General features: G+C 44.8%; 14 protein-coding genes and 1 tRNA gene. 7 read left to right on the forward strand and 8 right to left on the reverse strand.

What is annotated here, in order from left to right; translation table 11 throughout:
* Positions 1-869 precede the first annotated feature (869 nt).
* On the forward strand, positions 870-1,142 hold the full coding sequence (locus IE103_RS14200) for a hypothetical protein (protein WP_189346797.1): 273 nt from the start codon (positions 870-872) through the stop codon (positions 1,140-1,142).
* 611 nt (positions 1,143-1,753) lie between these two features.
* Positions 1,754-3,172 carry a methyl-accepting chemotaxis protein gene (locus IE103_RS18615; RefSeq protein WP_189346798.1) on the forward strand — a complete coding sequence of 473 codons (1,419 nt, stop codon included), beginning with the start codon at positions 1,754-1,756 and terminating at the stop codon, positions 3,170-3,172.
* 29 nt (positions 3,173-3,201) lie between these two features.
* Here IE103_RS18615 and IE103_RS14210 read toward each other — a convergent pair whose 3' ends face one another.
* The 4 genes from IE103_RS14210 to mutL form a co-directional block, all read right to left on the reverse strand.
* Complete coding sequence (locus tag IE103_RS14210; RefSeq protein WP_189346799.1) at positions 3,202-6,318, reverse strand: bifunctional diguanylate cyclase/phosphodiesterase; 3,117 nt, start codon at positions 6,316-6,318, stop codon at positions 3,202-3,204.
* Between the two features lie 318 nt (positions 6,319-6,636).
* Positions 6,637-6,713, reverse strand: a tRNA-Met gene (locus tag IE103_RS14215).
* Positions 6,714-6,832: 119 nt separating this feature from the next.
* Complete coding sequence (gene miaA / locus IE103_RS14220; protein WP_189346800.1) at positions 6,833-7,762, reverse strand: tRNA (adenosine(37)-N6)-dimethylallyltransferase MiaA; 930 nt, start codon at positions 7,760-7,762, stop codon at positions 6,833-6,835.
* Positions 7,763-7,905: 143 nt separating this feature from the next.
* Positions 7,906-9,798: a DNA mismatch repair endonuclease MutL gene (mutL, locus tag IE103_RS14225; protein WP_189346801.1), complete on the reverse strand. Its 1,893-nt coding sequence runs from the start codon at positions 9,796-9,798 to the stop codon at positions 7,906-7,908.
* A 113-nt stretch (positions 9,799-9,911) separates the two neighbouring features.
* On the opposite strand from mutL, the gene IE103_RS14230 reads away from it, so the two are divergent.
* The 4 genes from IE103_RS14230 to IE103_RS14245 all read left to right on the forward strand — a co-directional run bounded on the left by IE103_RS14230 (position 9,912) and on the right by IE103_RS14245 (position 13,703).
* Positions 9,912-10,562 (forward strand): VTT domain-containing protein, encoded by a 651-nt coding sequence (locus tag IE103_RS14230; RefSeq protein ID WP_189346802.1) that lies wholly within the window; start codon positions 9,912-9,914, stop codon positions 10,560-10,562.
* A 488-nt stretch (positions 10,563-11,050) separates the two neighbouring features.
* A complete protein-coding gene (locus IE103_RS14235; protein ID WP_189346803.1) occupies positions 11,051-12,127 on the forward strand; it encodes a methionine ABC transporter ATP-binding protein in 1,077 nt (358 codons plus the stop codon).
* A gap of 1 nt (position 12,128) precedes the next feature.
* Positions 12,129-12,788 (forward strand): methionine ABC transporter permease, encoded by a 660-nt coding sequence (locus tag IE103_RS14240; protein ID WP_189346804.1) that lies wholly within the window; start codon positions 12,129-12,131, stop codon positions 12,786-12,788.
* Between the two features lie 108 nt (positions 12,789-12,896).
* A complete protein-coding gene (locus IE103_RS14245) occupies positions 12,897-13,703 on the forward strand; it encodes a MetQ/NlpA family ABC transporter substrate-binding protein (RefSeq protein ID WP_189346805.1) in 807 nt (268 codons plus the stop codon).
* A gap of 116 nt (positions 13,704-13,819) precedes the next feature.
* Here the strand turns inward: IE103_RS14245 and IE103_RS14250 are convergent, their stop codons facing one another.
* Entirely contained in the window at positions 13,820-15,130 is a 1,311-nt protein-coding gene (locus IE103_RS14250) for an N-acetylmuramoyl-L-alanine amidase (protein WP_189346806.1), read from the reverse strand.
* Between the two features lie 13 nt (positions 15,131-15,143).
* Complete coding sequence (gene tsaE, locus IE103_RS14255; RefSeq protein WP_189346807.1) at positions 15,144-15,629, reverse strand: tRNA (adenosine(37)-N6)-threonylcarbamoyltransferase complex ATPase subunit type 1 TsaE; 486 nt, start codon at positions 15,627-15,629, stop codon at positions 15,144-15,146.
* A gap of 45 nt (positions 15,630-15,674) precedes the next feature.
* Between tsaE and queG the strand changes: the two genes are divergently transcribed.
* Positions 15,675-16,745 carry a tRNA epoxyqueuosine(34) reductase QueG gene (queG, locus tag IE103_RS14260; RefSeq protein ID WP_189346808.1) on the forward strand — a complete coding sequence of 357 codons (1,071 nt, stop codon included), beginning with the start codon at positions 15,675-15,677 and terminating at the stop codon, positions 16,743-16,745.
* Between the two features lie 2 nt (positions 16,746-16,747).
* Here the strand turns inward: queG and IE103_RS14265 are convergent, their stop codons facing one another.
* Together IE103_RS14265 and IE103_RS14270 are read right to left on the reverse strand one after the other, a co-directional pair.
* Complete coding sequence (locus IE103_RS14265; RefSeq protein WP_189346809.1) at positions 16,748-17,356, reverse strand: response regulator transcription factor; 609 nt, start codon at positions 17,354-17,356, stop codon at positions 16,748-16,750.
* 8 nt (positions 17,357-17,364) lie between these two features.
* Positions 17,365-19,368 carry a two-component system sensor histidine kinase NtrB gene (locus IE103_RS14270; RefSeq protein WP_189346810.1) on the reverse strand — a complete coding sequence of 668 codons (2,004 nt, stop codon included), beginning with the start codon at positions 19,366-19,368 and terminating at the stop codon, positions 17,365-17,367.
* Between the last annotated feature and the right edge of the window lie 51 nt (positions 19,369-19,419).

The following is a 19,419-nucleotide window of genomic DNA, read 5'->3' on the forward strand; positions in this document are numbered from 1 at the left end:
TCAGCCTTGCCTATAGTTGAATAACATTGCTAAATTGTCGTATCGCGTTAAATTTTTCGATGTGATGTAGCTGGTTTAAACGTCATTAAATCGCGCTAGATAATTTAGAAAAATAAGGTGGCAAAATTAGCGTCAATTTCATCATGAGAAAGTTCTGAGTAGAGTCATGAATGAAATCAGAGTTGACGTAACAGTTGGAGTCACAAACAAGAGTTCGAGTGCCGGCTCTTGCGTAATTGAAGTTAATCCGCCGTTGTCTATCCTCAGAGCGGCGATGAAGAGATTTAAGTAACGGAACATCTCCTCAGGCACTCATTTGTCTTCCCGCGTTTACTTATCCCCAGATCGATCAAATACTTCTCAATACAGCTGATTGTGGCTGATGTCGACAGTTTTGTCTTGCGCATAATCTTTGTGTTCATGTAGGTGGTGCGTTAGCACTACAGAGAGAATTATTTTCAAAGCATTTTCAAGTTATTTTGCATACATCTTCTTTGCAATTTTTTTCCTGTTCTAGTCATTTCCAACTTATCTTCAAGCTGCTATCAATTTTCTTTCAAGTTGATTTGAAATCGGAGTGCATCGTCAGCGCACAAGTACATTATTTCTTTGAATATCTCCGCAATTTCATAAGGCGCTTTTTGCCTAAGATGTGAACTACATTCGTTCACCGATTGATTACTTTAATTCCCGCATTTCCGTATTTCGGTCGCGCAATTTTGCAGTTCGTCGCATTGCCCTAGAACTTGATTTTGTGCTTGGATATAGTACACACATCGAAATGCAAAACGAAGCGCAAATCGATCAAATAAACAGCGAAATCAAATGACATTTCGCACTATTTTTGAATCTAACTTTGGAGATTTATCATGAAAACATTTACTGCAACTGCGATCGTTTCTGCGGCATCTGCTTGCTTAACATCACTCATTTTTGTTGGTATCGTCAACGTCGCGACCACAACAGAAGTTGAGGCATCAGTTGCACCGATTCAGACCGTGACAGTCAGCGCAAAACGTATGAGCGATGAAGATAAACTTGCTTACGATTTAGAGTTGGCGCAAATGACTGTAAGCCAAGTGGTAGAAATTCGTGCGAAACGTTTGACTGCTGCTGAAAAAGCAAAGATGGCTGCGGAATGAATTTGTGTCGTCTTATAGACGTAATGTAGTTCGTATCTAGGGTCAATATTAATTGAGTAGATACAGTTGTTTTGATTGTCGCGTTGTTCAATTGGCTTATTTAATTAAGCAATGCTTAGGTAAGTCTTAGATCATATTTTGATCAGTTGTAGTAGTAAAACAGTACAAAATTTCACCAAAGCTTGCGCACTTAAGTGAGTGTTCAGCAAGTCCTCAGTGAGCAAGGATCGTACTGTTAGTCATCGGGTGAAACGCCTGTGTGAGGTTGGTAATCACGCGTAATTCACCCGCCGTCATGGTGACAACACATCATGTCAACGTATTTTCAAACATGCGATTTTAAAGTCGAACAGGTTGCAATATCCTGTCGGTCACATGATTGAATTGTGACGATAGCGCATCAATCGCACTTGGTATTCTTTGTAAATTCCTCCTTAATAAAAAGCATAGAATCATTCGATAAGTCTTAACAAGACTAACTAGGTTCTAGTGGGCGACTTCAACGTCTTTCTTGTCAAACTTGATGTGGATCAAAGTCGATTAGAGTAAACTGAGGAAAGCTCATATTTTTTAACATCGATTGTCGGTGTTTTGCTTTTCTGGAGTTCTCTATGTCAAACCATCTGCTTTCCAAAATGGATGCCACTTATGCAAAGTCAGATAAGCTGATTTTTGTGATCTTAATTGGTATGCAATTATTTGCTTTTGCTTTAGCAAGTTGGCATGACACCTGGAAGATGGCATTCTTTGTTGGTTTGCCTTTGTTGTTAATTCCGGCCTATTTGATGTATGTTTTTCCGGGTCAATTAGTCACACGCTTAGTCAATGCATTTGCCCTGATGTCTTTTTGTGCTTTGCATATACAACAGGCATTAGGCATGACCGAGCTGCATTTTGGCATCTTCGCATTTTTAGCGTTCTTATTGATCTATGCTGATTGGCGCGTGATCTTGGTTGCTGCATTAACCATCGCGGTGCATCACGCTAGTTTTGGTTACCTGCAAGAACTAGGTTTTGGTGTGATTTGCTTTACCAAGCCAAGCTTCGCTATTTTTCTGACACATGCCGCTTATGTGATCGTAGAAGCAGCAGTGCTGTCCTATATTGCTGTGCAGATTAATCGTGATCGCGTGCAAGAAATTGAGTTGATGAACTATACCTCTGAGTTAGATGGGCAAAATGGGGTGATTAATTTGCGTGATCATGAAATGCATCCCGCTAGTGATTCTGGTAAGGCATTGGTCTACGTGATTGAGATGCTGCACAAGTCAGTCAGTGAAGTTAAAAATGGTGTCGACGCGATTATCAGTGCATCACGTGAAATGGCTGATGGCAATGCTGATTTATCGAATAGAACAGAGGCGCAGGCAAATTCACTCGATCAAACTTCTGCCACGATGGATAAGTTGACGGTAACAGTGCAGCAAAATACTGAGCACGCGATTCAAGCAAATAAATTGGTGCTGGCGGCTTCTGACATTGCGCGTAAAGGTGGTGAAGTGGTCAGTGAGGTCGTGCAAACTATGGGTTCGATCAAAGATAGTTCCAAACAGATCGTAGATATTATTGGTGTGATTGATGGCATCGCATTTCAGACCAATATTTTGGCATTGAATGCGGCAGTCGAAGCAGCACGTGCGGGCGAGCAGGGGCGTGGGTTTGCGGTGGTCGCATCTGAGGTGCGTAGCTTGGCGCAACGTAGCGCAAGTGCGGCAAAAGAGATCAAAGAACTGATCGGCAATTCTACACAAAAAGTGGATCAGGGTAGTCGCTTGGTTGATGAAGCTGGTCAAACCATGGAGGCGATTGTTAATAGCGTTAAGCATGTCGCCGACATCATGGCTGAAATCGCCGCAGCGAGTGAAGTGCAAAATGCTGGAATACGCCAAATCAATGCAGCAGTGAACGATATCGATAGCATGACACAGCAGAATGCGGCCCTAGTCGAACAAGCCACCGCAGCATCAGAGAGTCTGTTAGAACAAGCAGGGCACTTGCGTGAAGTTGTTAATCATTTTGTGATTCGTTGATGTTTGATCTGGGATGTTCGATCTAGGCCTTAGGTTTTCGATTTGGCATCTAAGAAGTCCATAAAAGTAGCCTCGGGCAAGGGTTTTGAGTACCAGTAACCTTGCCCATAATCACAAGCCATTTGTTGCAATAATTGATGTTGTTGCTCAGTCTCTACGCCTTCTGCAATGACCTTGATTCCTAGTTTATGCGCCATCACGATGATAGCTTCACATAGCGCGTATTCTGATGAATTTTGGCTTAGGCTTTGTGTGAAAGATTGATCGATTTTTAAATAGTCGACATCAAATTTCTTGAGATAAGATAGAGACGAATAACCTGTTCCAAAGTCATCAATCGCGACTTGGATTTTTGCATCGCGATATTGCAATAGGCTTTGGGTAACACGCACATCATTGTTGATTAACACGCCTTCAGTGATTTCGATCACGATACTCTCGCCATCAACCTCTGATGCTGCAAGCTGATCTAGCCAATTGTGTTGATCGCCGCGCTCAATTAAGAACTGTACCGGTGATTTGTTAACACTAATTTGGAATGGATAAGCCAACAGCGATTGGCACGCGCGTACTTGTTGTAAGGCTTGCGAAAATACCCAATCGCCAATTTGATGGATGGTGCCAGTGTCTTCTGCGATGGGTATAAAACTTGCTGGGGAGATAAATCCGAGTTCAGGGTGTTGCCAACGAATCAGCGCTTCAGCTTTACAATATTTGCCATCACTTAAGTTGATGATAGGCTGATAGTAAACCATGAATTGATTTTGCTTTAATGCATGGCGCATATCGTTTGCTAAGCGCATTCTTTGGGTCGCGTCTTCTTGCATGGTTTTTGTGAAGAACCTGAAACATTGTCGGCCACTATCTTTTGCAGAGTACATTGCCTGATCAGCATTTTTTGTGAGTTCCACAACGTTACTGGCATCATCGGGATAGAGGGCAATACCGATACTTGCAGAGACATAGGATTCAATCCCGCCGATCACAAATGGCAGCGAGAGATGCTCGATAATTTTTTCTGCGAGATGACCGACATCGGCACTGTCGTGAATGCCAGTCAATATCACGGTAAATTCATCGCCACCCAAGCGCGCTACAGTGTCATAAACTCTCACGGTAGATTTGATCCGCGTTGCTGCTTGTATGAGTAACTGATCACCAACATCATGCCCTAATGTGTCGTTGACTTCTTTAAACCGATCTAAATCGATAAAAAGTAGTGCGATGCGTTCATGTTCACGGCCCGCTTTTTTAATGTTCTCTTCAATTCGATCATAGAATAAACGCCGGTTTGGCAATTTGGTCAGTGCATCGTAGTTAGCTTCTATCCAAATTTTTTCTTCCGCATTTTTCATTGCAGAAATGTCTGTATGGGTGCCGACCATACGAAGTGATTTGCCGAATTCATCTGTGCTCACGACCATGCCGCGACCGAAAATCCACTTGTAAGTACCGTCGGCACAACGCATCCGATATTCTGCAGAAAATTGCTTGGTTTGGTGACTTAAATGCCTCTGCATTTCGTCGAGCAAGTGACCTCGATCTTCAGGGTGTATGCAATCAATTAGTTCGCGATAGTCTTCAGAAAATGAGCCTGGTGGATAGCCGAGCATGTCGAGATAACGCTCAGAAAAATTTCCTTTTCCGTTGACAAAGTCGATATCCCAAACGCCGTCACCCGCACCATCTAAGGCAAATTGCCATCGCAACTCAGCCTCTTTCTGTTGCGTAATGTCATTAAAGTTCACAACGATTTGTTTGAGTTGATTATGTTCATCGTTCTCTAGAAACGCGCTAACTTGCACCCAGCGAATCCCAAAATGATTTGGATGGCGAATGCCCATAATCATCTCAGTGAAGGATTTTTTGCTTAACAAAGCGCGATTGACTGGATAGTTATCGGGATGCAGCTTGATGCCAGCTTCATCAACAAAACTCCAAGTTGGATCAGCCACAAACTTACCTAGCATTTGATCTTCATTGAGCCCTAACATTGTGGCTGCGCGCGAATTACTAAATAAAATGCTGGTGTCGGGCGCATGAACGACGATCGCAGTATGCAGTTTTTCTAACAGTGATCGGTGCTGATTTTCTGAGCGAATCAGGGTTTGATGTTTTAACTCTAGTTGTTCAGTACTATTTTTTAAATTGATGATGACTTCATCATATTGACGCCATGCAAAGCCAATTCTGTGAGCGAGGTAAAGCAAACACAAAGTGAATAGCGCGATAACGATACCAACCGAAATAGCTAGATTTCGCCATCCAGATAGGGCGACTTCGGTCGATAGACCAACGTTGATGATGTAGTGATACTTGCTGCTCCGTTGAAAAGAATACAGTCTAGTGATGGGATCGGTGCTGGTCGCGTCGCTGATATAACTACCGGATTTGGCGTTGCTTTTTAGTGCTTCTTGGAACGGCTGTGAGATTGTTGTGCTGCCGATCGGAATCGGGTTGCTTTGTTGAAAAGTGTTGCGTGCAATCAAATGGACATTCTGATGGCGTATGGCGATTGACCCGCCTGGTTCCATATGAATCTGGTTAAACAGTTTTTCAATTTCGTCGGTGTAAATCGAACCATAGACTACACCGGCAAATGAGCCATCAAGATGATTGATGCGGCGCGCGAAAGCCCACACCCATTTTTGTGCAATTTTTGCAAACACTGGTTCGCTGATTACTAAACCTGCATTCGGATCATCGCGTAGGCGTTTGAAAAATTCACGGTCATCGAGATACGTGGTTTTTCTGCTTTGATCAACGCCATAGATGATTTTGCCGAACTGATCCGTACTACGAATAAAAGCGAGGTGTGGCACACGCTTGGCTTGTCGTTCCAGTAAATGGCGAATGCTGTCTGGATCTACATTCTTATTAGCGTGTTGTCGACTAATTTCATCGACAGCAGAAAGTAAAGCAACATCGATGGTATTGATCATGCCATCAAAAGTTTGTTGTAGCGAACTTGCGAGATTTTCGGTGGTGCGCTGTGCACGGGCTGTCGCTTCTTGCCGCAAATACATCAGCGTTATGATGGATGAAGTAATGAAAAATATGATAACAAGACCAATACCAATATATAAAAACCGGCGCCGACTATCGGCAGTCGTTTTTTTCAAGTCGATAGTTGATTTGTTGTTCATAGATAAGGTACAAGTGGAGTAAGGATCGCGTGCTTTGCTTGAACCTAAGTAGTATTTGTGGTCTGAGTTGCTTTATAAGCTTTATTAATCTTCAGGCAAATTTCTCAATTTATCCAGCGGAATTTTTTTTGAGCTGTTATTTAAACGACAGACACAAAACTGGATAATTTATTGCTTCGTTGATGTCACTAGCATATTACATAGCGGTGTTGATTAGTGAGCGGTATGTTTTATTTTTTCATTCTGTTGTTGCTTGGTTTTATTTTGAAAATGAAAAAAACAAAAAAGCCCTGTTATTGCTAACAGGGCTTTGTGTTCTGGTGGTGATAGGTGGATTTGAACCACCGACCCCAGCATTATGAGTGCTGTGCTCTAACCAACTGAGCTATATCACCAAGAAGCCCAAGATTATGCCAGTGGAAGTTTGATGCGTCAAGAATTAATCTGAAATGCTGCTGTGAATTTATTAAAATTGCTTAAGATCGCTTAATTTCTTTTATCTATACAGTTTGAATTATTTGTTGGCGAGCGCGTATTGTAGAACTTGCTGATTAATATTGTCTTTTGTGCAGTCAACTATGTGTCGTTCTGGAATCGATCTACACCAAGTGAGTTGGCGTTTGGCGAGTTGGCGGGTGGCGATGATGCCGCGTTCGCGCATTTCTTGGTAGTCGATGCTGCCGTCTAAATAATCCCAAGCTTGGCGATAGCCTACGCAACGTATTGATGGCAGATCAGCGCTGAGTTCGGGTCTTGATTTGAGCGCACGTACTTCGTCAATAAATCCCTGTTCAAGCATCAGATCGAAGCGTTTGGCGATCCGATCGTGCAGGAAGCTGCGCTCACTTGGTTCTAAGGAAATCGGTAACAAGTCGAAAGGGGCGGCAGCTCTGGGCTGTTGCGCGATCAGTGCTGACATAGCTTGACCCGTGAGCTGATAGATTTCTAGCGCGCGTTGAATGCGTTGGCTATCGTTGGGCTGTAGACGTGCGGCGGTGATGGGGTCGACTTGCGCTAGTCGTGCATGTAAGCCTGGCGCGCCAATCTCTGCCATGTCGGTATCAAGTTGCGCGCGGATGGCGGGATCTGCAGGTGGCAGATCGTCGATGCCGTTGATCAGCGCTTTGTAATACATCATGGTGCCACCAACCAAGATAGGAAGCTTGCCGCGCTCGCGTATTTCTTTGACCAGCCTGGCGCTGTTGTTTAAGAATTGGGCGACTGAATACGCTTCGCTCGGGTCGATAATGTCGATCAGATGATGCCGAGCAGCGGCGAGTTCTTCGGCATTGGGTTTTGCCGTGCCTATGTTCATGTCGCGATAGACCAATGCTGAATCAACTGAGATAATTTCAGCAGGAACTTCACGCGCAATCGCCAATGCCGCTGCGGTTTTGCCGGAAGCGGTCGGTCCCATGATGGCGATAATTTTTTGTTGTTGCATAGCTTTAGAAAAAATTCTGGAGATTTGGTAGCGTCAGAAAATAGCTGAGTCGGGATGCAGCGCTAGGCACACGACGGAGCAATACGTCGGTATTGCGATTAAGTACAACAACGCGATGCGCACCACTGAGACGTTTGATGACATTACTGCCCACGCATAAACATTCTATCTAAGTCATTTAATCCCAATTGCACCCAAGTCGGACGTCCATGATTGCACTGATCGGCGCGTTCGGTTTGTTCCATTTGACGTAGTAGGGCATTCATTTCGACGATGGTTAAACTGCGATTTGCACGCACTGCGGTGTGGCAGGCGAGGGTGCCGAGCAATTCATTGCGTCTATCGATTAACACGCGAGAACCGCCATATTCTCGAACTTCGCGTAATACATCGCGCGCTAAAGATTGGGCGTCGGCGTTCTTCAATAATGCAGGAACCGCGCGCACTGCCAATGTGGTCGGTGAGATTGCGGCAATATCAAAGCCTAAGGATTTTAAAATATCTTGATTCTCTTCTGCGGTTCCCACTTCAACGCCGTCGGCGTGAAAAGTCATCGGGATCAACAACGACTGCACAGGCATTGCGTTTTCATCTAAAGCATTTTTGAGTTGTTCGTACAAAATACGCTCGTGCGCAGCGTGCATGTCGACTAACACTAAACCTTTGCTGTTTTGTGCGAGAACATAGATGCCGTGTAGTTGCGCGAGCGCGAAGCCGAGTGGATGATCGTCGTTGGGTAAATGTGATTCCGACCCTTTCGCTGATTTGTCGCCAAAAAATGCGCCATAACTTTCTGCGGACTGAGCGACTCCTGCGCCTTGCGCACGTTGTTGCATGAAACTGTAATCGTAGCCAGTGCCGCCGCTATTGTTGCTAAAACCACCGCTTTGGTTCAAGTCACTATCTTTGATAGTAAAAGCCGGCGATGCAAATTGCGCTGAAAAGCTGGTTTGTTCGCCACCTATCCATGGCAGTCGTCCGCTATTGTTTTGCACTTCGCCGATTCCAGCCGTGGCGGGCGCGGGTACGGTACCAAAAGAGGTTGCTGAAGTTTGCGCTAACGCGCGATTCACCGCATGGAAAACAAATTGGTGCACGGCACGGCTATCGCGAAAACGTACTTCAATCTTGGACGGATGGACATTTACATCAACCAAGGCGGGATCGAGATCGAGTGCGATGACATAAGAGGGATAGCGATCACCATGTAAAACATCTTGATAAGCTGCGCGCACTGCATGTGTTAATAATTTGTCGCGAACAAAGCGGCCATTTACATAAAAATACTGTGCATCTGCGCGACCTTTAGATGCAGTTGGCAAACCAATAAAACCATGTAAACGCAATGGTCCTGCACAATCGTCGATAGGCAAGCGCGCATTCGCAAAACCTTCGCCCAAAATGGTGGCACTGCGTTTATCGATTGCACTGACATTCCAATGATCGACGGTTTTGCCGTTGTGCGACAGAGAAAATGATACGTCGGGGCGTGCAAGCGCAATCCGCCGCACCACCTCAGCGCAATGACCAAACTCAGTTTGTTCGGATTTTAAAAATTTGCGTCTTGCGGGAGTGTTGTAATACAAATCTTGAACATCGACCGTGGTGCCTTGTGCGCCAGAGGCTGGGGTGATTTTGCCATTTTCAATTTGCCAAGCATGCGGTGCATCGGCGGTACGCGTCGTCAAAGTGAGAATAGCAACCGAAGAGATCGATGCTAAGGCTTCACCGCGAAAGCCGAGCGTCGCAACATTTTCTAATTCTTCTAGTGAGCTGATTTTAGAAGTGGCATGGCGTTGAACCGCAAGCGGTAATTGATCCGCTGGGATGCCGCGCCCATTATCAATGATTGCAATCCGTTTGACGCCGCCTTCTTCAAGCCGCACCGTAATAGTTGAGGCACCTGCATCCAATGCATTTTCGAGTAATTCTTTTACTACGGCAGAGGGGCGTTCCACCACTTCTCCAGCGGCAATTTGAGAAATTAAGTGATCAGGCAGTGCCTGAATTGGGCGGGGAGTTAATGTTGTCGTCATGCTGTCATTATAACTGTGTTCGCTTAGTGTATGATGTCGCCGAGAGGCGATCTCGCGTGACTTTTTTACTCAATATAATCAATAGAACTTGCCCACAAAGAAAGTTGAGCATTATGGATTTTATGCAGTTTTTAGATATGGTGTTGCATGTCGATAAGATGGGGCAACTGATCGAACAATATGGAACGCTGATTTACGTCGTGTTGTTTGCGATTGTGTTTTGTGAAACCGCTTTTGTTATTTTTCCATTCTTGCCAGGTGATTCTTTGTTATTTATTGCAGGGACTTTTTGTGCTGCAGGTGCAATGGACCCTTGGTTCTTGATTGCGATTCTCTTATTTGCATCGATCTCTGGTAATTCGATTAATTATTGGATAGGTAGTACAGTCGGTCACAAGGTGATGGCAAGTAACTCGCGTTGGATTGATAAAGCTGCGTTGGAAAAGACGCATGCTTTTTATGAGAAACATGGTGGTAAAACCATCGTCTTAGCGCGCTTTACGCCTATCGTGCGTACTTTTGCTCCCTTCGTTGCCGGTTTCTCAGAAATGAGTCATCGTAATTTTCAGTTCTACAATGTACTTGGCGCGATCTTGTGGATCGTTTCCTTGGTTTTGGCTGGTTACTATTTTGGGCATATTCCACTGATTAAAAATAATCTGTCGATTATTGTGATGGTTGGTGTAGGCGCGGCGATCGTTCCAATTATTCTTGGCTTGGCTTGGAAGTTCGGTCGTAAATTATTTGTTAAGAAGTCCTCTTAAGCTAGTTTGATCAGTGATGAATTCCTCGGGACATGATCATCAAGTGATATGGTGTCAGCCCGAGGCACCATCAAAACCAATAGTCGGACAAGCTTGTAACGGCTGTGGTGTTTGTTGTTTAGCTAGCCCTTGTCCCGTTTCCCGACTCTTCTTGTGGCAATGGCGTGGCGCTTGCCGTGCGCTAGAATGGCATGCCGAGTCTAGGCAATATCGATGCGGCATGCTGTTGCGGCCCGCATACTATCTCAATTCTCTTCCTGTATTTTTAGAACCCATGTTTCGTCGTTGGGTTCGACGCTCTATTGCGGCCGATGTTGCATGTGATTCTAGTGTATAAGTCACTAAATGCTTTGAGCTTATAAGCTAAGCTTTTTAAAAGATTGGATAGAGATAAGCGACTTCGATAGAATGTTTCGTATCTTGACTTAGCTTTATCCGGCTTTGCTCAATTTTTGCTCAATTGCGAACAACCAAAAGGGAATTCCTCCGTGATAGAAATCGCGCAATTAGAAAAAGATTATTTGGTACAGGGACGACAGGTCTCCGCGCTGCGTAATATCAATTTGCACATCGCGCAAGGCGAAGTGTTTGGTATCATTGGTCGTTCCGGTGCTGGTAAAAGCACTTTGCTGCGTGCTTTAAATTTATTAGAGCGACCTACGCGTGGCAAGGTCGTATTCGAGGGCGAAGACATCACGCAATTTGATGCATCGCAGTTGCAAAGTCTGCGTCAACGGATTGGTATGGTGTTCCAACATTTCAATTTGTTGAGTGCGAAAACTGTCGCGCAAAACATTGAATTTCCACTTAAATTGACTGGAAAATATACAACCGAAGAACGCACAAAACGGGTTGCTGAGTTGATTGATTTGGTAGGTTTGCAAGAGCATGCGAATAAATATCCAGCGCAATTATCCGGAGGTCAAAAGCAACGAGTGGGGATTGCTCGCGCATTGGCCAATTATCCGCATTTATTATTATGTGATGAAGCAACCTCGGCACTTGATCCCGAAACGACGCAACAGATTTTACGTTTGCTGCTCGATATCAATCAAAAGCTGGGCTTAACGATCGTTTTGATTACGCATGAGATGCAAGTAATCCGCAGCATTTGTGATCGGGTTGCGGTCATTGATAGCGGCGAGATTGTCGAAACTGGCAATGTGGTCGAAGTGTTTTTGCATCCACGACACACGGTTACGCAAAGTTTGGTAGCAGAGAATCAAGCTTTAGATCTGAGTTTGTTGCAAGAGTTGGCTCAGCGTGGAAATGTGGCCGAGCATAGTTATTTATTACGTCTAACGTATGTAGGAAATGCGACGCATGAACCGATATTAAGTCGCATTACCGCGCAGACCAGTGCTGAGATTACCATTTTGCAGGGCGTGATCGCGCGCATTAAAAATACCCCCTATGGTCAATTAATTGTGGAAGTGCTTGGATCAGAAATTGAAATCGATAAAGTCTTAAAGCTGTTGGGACAAGCGAATATTCGAGTAGATGTCTTGAATCACTTGGTGCAGAGTTCGATTAATTCCACAACAGATCAAACACAGGAGAACTAAGATGGATTTTTCAGTGATTGATTGGGAAGATATTCTGCAAGCGACCTTGGATACGTTGACCATGACTGGTGTGTCTTTGGTTTTTACTATTTTGTTGGGCTTGCCTTTGGGCGTGCTGTTGTTCTTGACTGGTAAAAAGCAATTGCTAGAACAGCGCGGGATTTATGCATTGTTGTCGTTTGTCGTGAACATGCTGCGTTCCGTGCCTTTTATTATTTTGCTCATCGTTTTGATTCCCTTAACCTTGATTCTGGTAGGAACATCGCTAGGTGTGGCAGGAACGATTCCGCCTTTAGTGATAGGAACGACACCGTTCTTTGCGCGCTTGGTCGAAAACGTCTTGCGTGAAGTGGATAAAGGCATCATCGAAGCATGCCAGGCAATGGGTGCTAAAACGCATCAAATTATTTTGCAGGCCTTGCTGCCAGAAGCCTTGCCTGGCTTACTAGCTGCAGCTACGGTGACGACGATTGCCTTAGTATCTTATTCCGCGATGTCGGGCGTGATTGGTGGCGGCGGTTTGGGTGATCTAGCTTTGCGTTATGGTTATCAACGTTTTCAAACTGAAGTCATGATCGTGACCGTGGCGATCTTGGTGATTTTGGTGCAGTTGTTTCAATGGTGGGGCGATCTGTTGGTCGCTAAATTTACACGCAAATAATCGTTGGTAATAACTGCCTCCCCTTGAAGGTGACGGAGTTAGAGCCAGCTAGTCGTACAGACGAGAAAAAATTTTTACAAAGAATTTAACAAAATACAGAGAGCTTTTATGTCCGTTTTATTTCAACAAAGTCGTCGCGTTTTTACCCTTGCTGGATTGAGTCTATTGCTATGCGCGAATGTGGCACAAGCACAAGAAACATTGACGATTGCAGCAAATCCCGTTCCACACGCCGAGATTTTAGAGTTCGTAAAACCTCAGTTAGCAACACAAGGTGTAACGCTAAAAATCAAAGTGTTCACCGACTACATCCAACCTGGCGTACAGGTCAACGAAAAGCGTCTTGATGGTAATTATTATTTGACTCAGCCTTACTTAAACGAATTTAAGAAAAGTCATAAAAATGATTTGCAAGTGCCCCTAGTGAAAGTGCATGTAGAACCATTCGCGGGCTATTCCAGCAAATACAAAAAACTCAGTGATTTGCCAAACGGCGCGACGATTGCGATTCCGAATGATCCTGCCAATTCTGGTCGTGCTTTGATTCTGTTGGCAAAGCAAGGACTATTGAAATTAAAGGATATGAACAATATTTCGGCGACCAAAAAAGATATCGTTGAAAATCCTAAGAGCCTGAAGTTCAAAGAGTTGGAAGCAGCGACTTTGCCACGTATCTTAGGGCAAGTCGATCTGGCATTGATTAACACTAATTACGCGATTGAAGCAAAATTAAATCCTTTGAAAGATTCCTTATTTATCGAAGATGCGAATTCACCGTATGCCAATTTGTTGGTCGCACGTGAAGATAATAAAAACAGTCCAGCGTTTAAGAAATTGGCAGCAGCGTTAAATTCGCCAGAAGTGAAGAAGTTTATTCAAGAGCGTTACAAGGGAGCGGTTGTGCCTGCGTTTTGATGGAGATTGATTCGATACCAGAAAATTTTCTTAGTCATCTCTGTGCTCTGTGTGTGGCGGGCGGCGCCAGTATTGCCGCCCTACATCGTTACTCACGCAATTAAAGCGTTATTGGTTTAAGCAATCTTGCCACGGTTTAAAGGTGGGTTCTTGGCAAAGTATTTCTTAATTCCACGAACGATCGCTTCTGCTAATTCATTTTGATAGGCTTCATCGGTTAAACGCGCTTCTTCTTCAGGATTGGAGATAAAGGCTGACTCAATCAAAATGCTAGGGATGTCGGGCGCTTTTAGGACCGCGAATCCTGCTTGTTCTACCGCAGGTTTGTGCAAACGATTGACGCCCGAAATCTCTTTTAACACGACTTTGCCGACTTTCATACTATCGTTGATCTGCGCTGTGGTCGAGAGATCGAGTAAAACGCCAGCTAATTGTTTATCTTGATCTTTAAGATTGATGCCACCGATTAAATCTGCATCATTTTCTTTTTTTGCCAACCAGCGTGCTGCGGTTGAGCTTGCTCCTTTTTCTGAGAGCACGAACACCGAAGAGCCACGTGCTCTGGGTTCGATAAACGCATCAGCGTGAATTGATACAAATAAATCTGCTTGTACACCACGCGCTTTTTTGACGCGAGTTTGTAGCGGTACAAAATAATCGCCATCGCGCGTTAACATCACGCGCATATTGTCTTCTTGTTCTAATTGATGCTTAAGGCGTTTGGCGATTGCCAACACGACATCTTTTTCGCGACTGCCAGCACGACCAATTGCGCCCGGATCTTCGCCACCGTGGCCAGGATCAAGGGCAATGGTGATCATGCGAATTTGTTGATTCGATGTTGGTTTATCGGTTTTTTGTTCTGCTTTATTGTCGTGCTTATTGTTGTTATTCGCGGCATTTTCGTTTTTGTTATTGCCAGACATGGCAGCCGTCAGTGCATCATCTTTGTGCCACTCACCTTTTTCAATTAAGGCGGTGATAGGATCAACTGGATTGGCGGGATATAAATCAAATACCAAGCGATGTTGATAATCGCCTATTGGCTTTAGGCTAAAAACTTGCGGGTTAATTTCTTCTTTTAAATCAAACACTAGTCGCACCACATTCGGACGATTTTGTCCTACTCTGACTTGTTTGATATAGGGATCATTGGTTTGTATTTTTGCGACCAGATCTTTTAAGGTTGCGTTCAAAGTCAAACCTTCGATATCCACCACCATGCGGTTCGGATCTTTGACTAAAAAATGGCTCGCTTTGAGTTCAGCATCATTTTCTAGCGTGACGCGCGTGTAGTCAGCCGCTGGCCAAACCCGTACTGCTAAAATTTGCATGGCGTTGGCCGCCATTGGCGCGATGACCGATAGCAAAAGGGTAGAACCTGCTTTGAGGAAGGTGCGACGATGAGCAGGAGTGCGACTAGACATGATGAAGGTCAACTTAAAGATTTGGTGCAAAGTGCAATTGGCTTAGACAAATATTACCCTTGTCTGATAAAGCGCGTAATTCTACCTCGCGTCCGATTTCTGCAATAGTAAAATGTATTGCTAAATCAGGTAAAGGCAAAATGCCATCTCCTTTTTCTGGCCATTCAATAATACAGATGGTTTTTTCATTCATCTCATCACGAAAGCCCGCTTCAATAAATTCGTCTGCACTACGCATACGATACAAGTCGAAATGCATTAACTTGGTCGCTTCGCCTTTGACAAGAATTTCATATGGTTCTGCTAAGGTATAAGTCGGGCTTTTGACGGTGCCTTGATGACCCGCTGCGTGCAAAATGGCTCTGGTGAGTGCAGTTTTACCTGCACCAAGATCACCGTGTAAATGAATTACGATGCCCGCCAATAAGCATTGCGCCAAACTTTTGCCCAATGCTTGGGTCGCTGCTTCATCTGCCAAGCTTGTTTTATAATGTTGCATTCTGAATTCTTTTGCTGCCTTAGAAGGCTCAAAACATACCATAACATGACTGATTACGTCCAACTTGCGCAAGAAATCAAAGAACTTGGCAAGCAAGCGGGTTTCGCTGATATTCGCATTAGTGATGTGGATTTGTCGCATGTAGTTGAACGGTACCAAGCTTGGATTGCAGCTGGATTTCACGGCGATATGACGTATATGGAAAGCCATGGCAGCAAGCGGTATCGGCCTGATGAATTGGTACCCGGAACAGTGCGGGTAATAACCGCGAGAATGGATTACCTTCCGAGCGATACAACTAAGGATTGGCGCGATGTTGAGAAAACGCGGGCGGCCGATCAAGCGGTGATTTCGATTTATGCACGTGGACGCGACTACCACAAAGTCTTGCGGCAACGCTTACAGCAATTGGCTGATGCGATTGCCTTAAAGCTTGGAGATTTTGGTTATCGGGTATTTACCGATTCTGCACCCGTGATGGAGGTGGCCTTAGCGGAGCAGGCTGGCCTCGGTTGGCGTGGTAAGCATACTTTGTTATTAACGCGCGAAGCCGGATCTTTGTTTTTCTTGGGCGAGATTCTGGTTGATATTCCTTTGCCAGTGGACCCGCCCACTAGTAATCATTGTGGCCAATGTCAATCTTGTATTACCGTCTGCCCGACGCAAGCGATTGTCGCTCCTTATCAATTAGATGCACGACGTTGTATTTCTTATTTAACGATAGAACTGCACGGCGTGATACCGCTTGAATTCCGTTCTTTGATTGGTAATCGCGTCTATGGTTGTGATGATTGTCAGCTTTACTGTCCTTGGAATAAATTTGCCCAGCCTGCGACCTTGAATGACTTTGATGTCCGACATGGCTTGGATCAGCGCACCATGTTGGAATTGTTCGCGTGGAGTGAAGCCGATTTTTTACGCAGAATGGAAGGAAGTCCGATTCGTCGTATCGGTTACGAACGATGGTTGCGCAATCTAGCGGTCGGCTTGGGAAATGCGGCTAGTGAGTTCAAAGGACGTGCCGATATCGTCAATGCCTTACAAGCGCGGCTTGATGATAGCTCTGAGATGGTGCGCGAGCATATTACATGGGCATTGGCACAACATCTGAACTGAAATTATTTTAATAAACCCGCTAACTCAACTGCGGACTTGATCTGCATTTTGTCAAAAATATGCGCGCGATGGACTTCGACAGTACGCATGCTAATACCAAGTTCGTCGGCAATATTCTTATTCATTTTGCCTTGTAAGATCAATTCTAAAACTTCGTGTTCGCGTTGCGATAAGCTTTGCAAGCGCAGTTGAATTTGATGCGCTTCGCCCGCTTTCAGCGATTGCTGCAATGCCTGTTCTACTCTATCCATTAAGGCATTGTCATTAAATGGTTTTTCAAAAAAATCAAAGGCGCCGCGTTTGAGACTATCGACCGCCATTGGTACATCACCATGACCAGTTAAAAAGATGACGGGTAATCGTTGAGTCAATTGACGCGCGCTGAGAATGTCGAATAAGGCAGTGCCGCTGAGTTCTGCCATCCGCACATCAAGCAATAGACAATCACCGTGTTTTGATGCGCTAAACCCTGCATCGGATAGCGCTGCCGCATCGATGGCAGCCAGAAATGCCTCGCCATTGACATAGGTTTTTGCCTCGATCTGACGCGAACTAGCCAGCCATAACAAAGCATCGCGCACCACTTCTTCATCGTCAACAATATGTAACATGCTTAGCCTTACTTCTTATGCAGATCATTTTTCTGAGCATCGCAGGGGAGCGTAAATTCAAATACCGTACCGCCAGCGGGATTGGCGCGATACTTTAAGCTGCCACCATGAAACTCTATCGCAGTTCTACAGATATTCAAACCCATGCCCATGCCAGTCGCTTTGGTCGAAAAGAATGGCGAGAATAATTGTTCGGCGACTTCTGGCGCAATGCCGTGTCCTTGATCGATGACTTGCACCAGCAGCGACCGACTGTGCGGTAGATGTGGGTCAGCAATCACGTGTGCATGTATTTGCATTTGCCTTTTTGCATAGGCGACATCGTGCATCGCTTCGATGGCATTTCGGGTCAGATTTAATATAACTTGCTCGATCAGAACTTGATCGCCAAAGACTTCTGGCAAATCAGGATCGATTTGATATTGCACGTGGATGTGCGCACTTTGCGATTGTAGTGCGATTAAAGGCATTACACTTTGTAGTAAGGTCTGGATATGAAACAAAGCACGACTAGCTTCGCGTTTTTTGACGAATTGATGTACGCTGCGTATGACTTGCGCTGCACGTTGCGCTTGTTGTGTCGTTTTTTCTAGTGCATCACTTAAAGATAGTGTGTTGACCTGATCGCTTTGTTTCAAAATATTTAGCGCACCGGTGGCATAGCTAGAAATCGCGGCGAGTGGTTGATTCAGCTCATGCGCCAGCATTGATGCCATTTCTCCCATCGTCGCTAAACGTGCGTTTTGATGTAATTTTTCTTCTTGTTGGCGACTTAGTTCTTGCGCGCGTTTGAGTTCGGATACATCCAAAATCGAACTCATCCAACCAGTTTGCTTGCCATTTTCATCCACCAACGGCGACTCATAAATTAGTACTGGAAATCGTTCGCCATTGGCACGTTGGTAGATGGTTTCAAAACCTTCAGGTTGTACCGTGCCAGTCAATATTTGCGCGAAGCGATTTTCATATTCGGTAATTTCTTCCGGTGCCCAATAAGGCATAGGAGGCAGTTTTCCTATTAATTCCTCTGCGGGGAAGCCAAGCATTTTGCAGAAGGATGGATTGACATAAGTGAGTCGACCTTCCATATCACGTGCCCGCAATCCAGTAATCAAGGAGTTCTCCATTGCCGCCCGAAACATGGCTTCTTTGCGCAGTGCGCCTTCTGCCTGCAAGCGTCGATTGATATCTCGCCACAGCGCGATCAGGCTCCACACTAATCCTAGCGAGAGTAGTACTACTGAGACCACCAATAAGTTAGACAGTAATTTGGGTTCAGCCTTGGTGCTATTGGTATGTAGATTTAAACTTAATTGTGGAAAATCAAGTGCTCGATTGTGGGTGTAGACATTTTTTCCCGCACCAGCAGCAGCGCGTTTTGCTAGTATTTTTTCGTCTTGATCCAACAGTGAAATTTCGTTTTCTTGTGCAAACCACCATGGTACGGTTTCATCCAATAAGGTTTGCAAGCGATAACTAACCGTCACGCTGGCGAGATAAGTGACATCACTGAATAATGGAAAGCGGCAGTACAGGTTAGCGACTTGTTGTTGGCTTTTAACGCACGAGGCTTTGCGTAATTTCTGAGTGAAATTGGCGTTTGACTGGAGAGCTTCGATCAAGGAGTTAGGTGGAGATTTTGTTCCCGACTCAATATTGCTAGCAACTAGCTTGTCACGTGCATCCCACAACGCGAGTTCGCCAATTTCATGATTATTCGTTGCGTATAAATTTAGGCGTGCTTTGAGTACTTCGACGCTGACTTTGCCGCTAGCGAAATCTTCCGCGATATTCGACAAACTTTCTTGATGCCGATTGAGTTGAAATTGCAATGCTTGTTCTACCCACAGCGTATCAGCGATGAGTTGCTCTTGGCGCTCATTGGTTTCCATCCTTTGTGCTTGCCAAGGTAACCAGATCAAAACCGCAACAAACAATAAAACCAGCACGATAGGTAACATCCACGGTAGCGTGGTTGGGAATCGTTGGCTGGATAAGGTCTTGATTTTCATATTAAAAGTGTAGCTGAACTACTGTTGAATGCCCACTTTGACAGGCTTTTG

The sequence above is a fragment of the Affinundibacterium macrobrachii genome (assembly GCF_014652415.1).
GTDB lineage: Bacteria > Pseudomonadota > Gammaproteobacteria > Burkholderiales > Burkholderiaceae_D > Undibacterium > Undibacterium macrobrachii.

Excerpts from the sequence above, each read along its gene's own strand:
- IE103_RS14200 (WP_189346797.1), top strand. The coding sequence starts at position 870 with ATGAAAACATTTACTGCAACTGCGATCGTTTCTGCGGCATCTGCTTGC.
- IE103_RS18615 (WP_189346798.1), top strand. The coding sequence starts at position 1,754 with ATGTCAAACCATCTGCTTTCCAAAATGGATGCCACTTATGCAAAGTCA.
- IE103_RS14210 (WP_189346799.1), bottom strand. The coding sequence starts at position 6,318 with ATGAACAACAAATCAACTATCGACTTGAAAAAAACGACTGCCGATAGT.
- miaA (WP_189346800.1), bottom strand. The coding sequence starts at position 7,762 with ATGCAACAACAAAAAATTATCGCCATCATGGGACCGACCGCTTCCGGC.
- mutL (WP_189346801.1), bottom strand. The coding sequence starts at position 9,798 with ATGACGACAACATTAACTCCCCGCCCAATTCAGGCACTGCCTGATCAC.
- IE103_RS14230 (WP_189346802.1), top strand. The coding sequence starts at position 9,912 with ATGGATTTTATGCAGTTTTTAGATATGGTGTTGCATGTCGATAAGATG.
- IE103_RS14240 (WP_189346804.1), top strand. The coding sequence starts at position 12,129 with ATGGATTTTTCAGTGATTGATTGGGAAGATATTCTGCAAGCGACCTTG.
- IE103_RS14245 (WP_189346805.1), top strand. The coding sequence starts at position 12,897 with ATGTCCGTTTTATTTCAACAAAGTCGTCGCGTTTTTACCCTTGCTGGA.
- IE103_RS14250 (WP_189346806.1), bottom strand. The coding sequence starts at position 15,130 with ATGTCTAGTCGCACTCCTGCTCATCGTCGCACCTTCCTCAAAGCAGGT.
- tsaE (WP_189346807.1), bottom strand. The coding sequence starts at position 15,629 with ATGCAACATTATAAAACAAGCTTGGCAGATGAAGCAGCGACCCAAGCA.
- queG (WP_189346808.1), top strand. The coding sequence starts at position 15,675 with ATGACTGATTACGTCCAACTTGCGCAAGAAATCAAAGAACTTGGCAAG.
- IE103_RS14265 (WP_189346809.1), bottom strand. The coding sequence starts at position 17,356 with ATGTTACATATTGTTGACGATGAAGAAGTGGTGCGCGATGCTTTGTTA.
- IE103_RS14270 (WP_189346810.1), bottom strand. The coding sequence starts at position 19,368 with ATGAAAATCAAGACCTTATCCAGCCAACGATTCCCAACCACGCTACCG.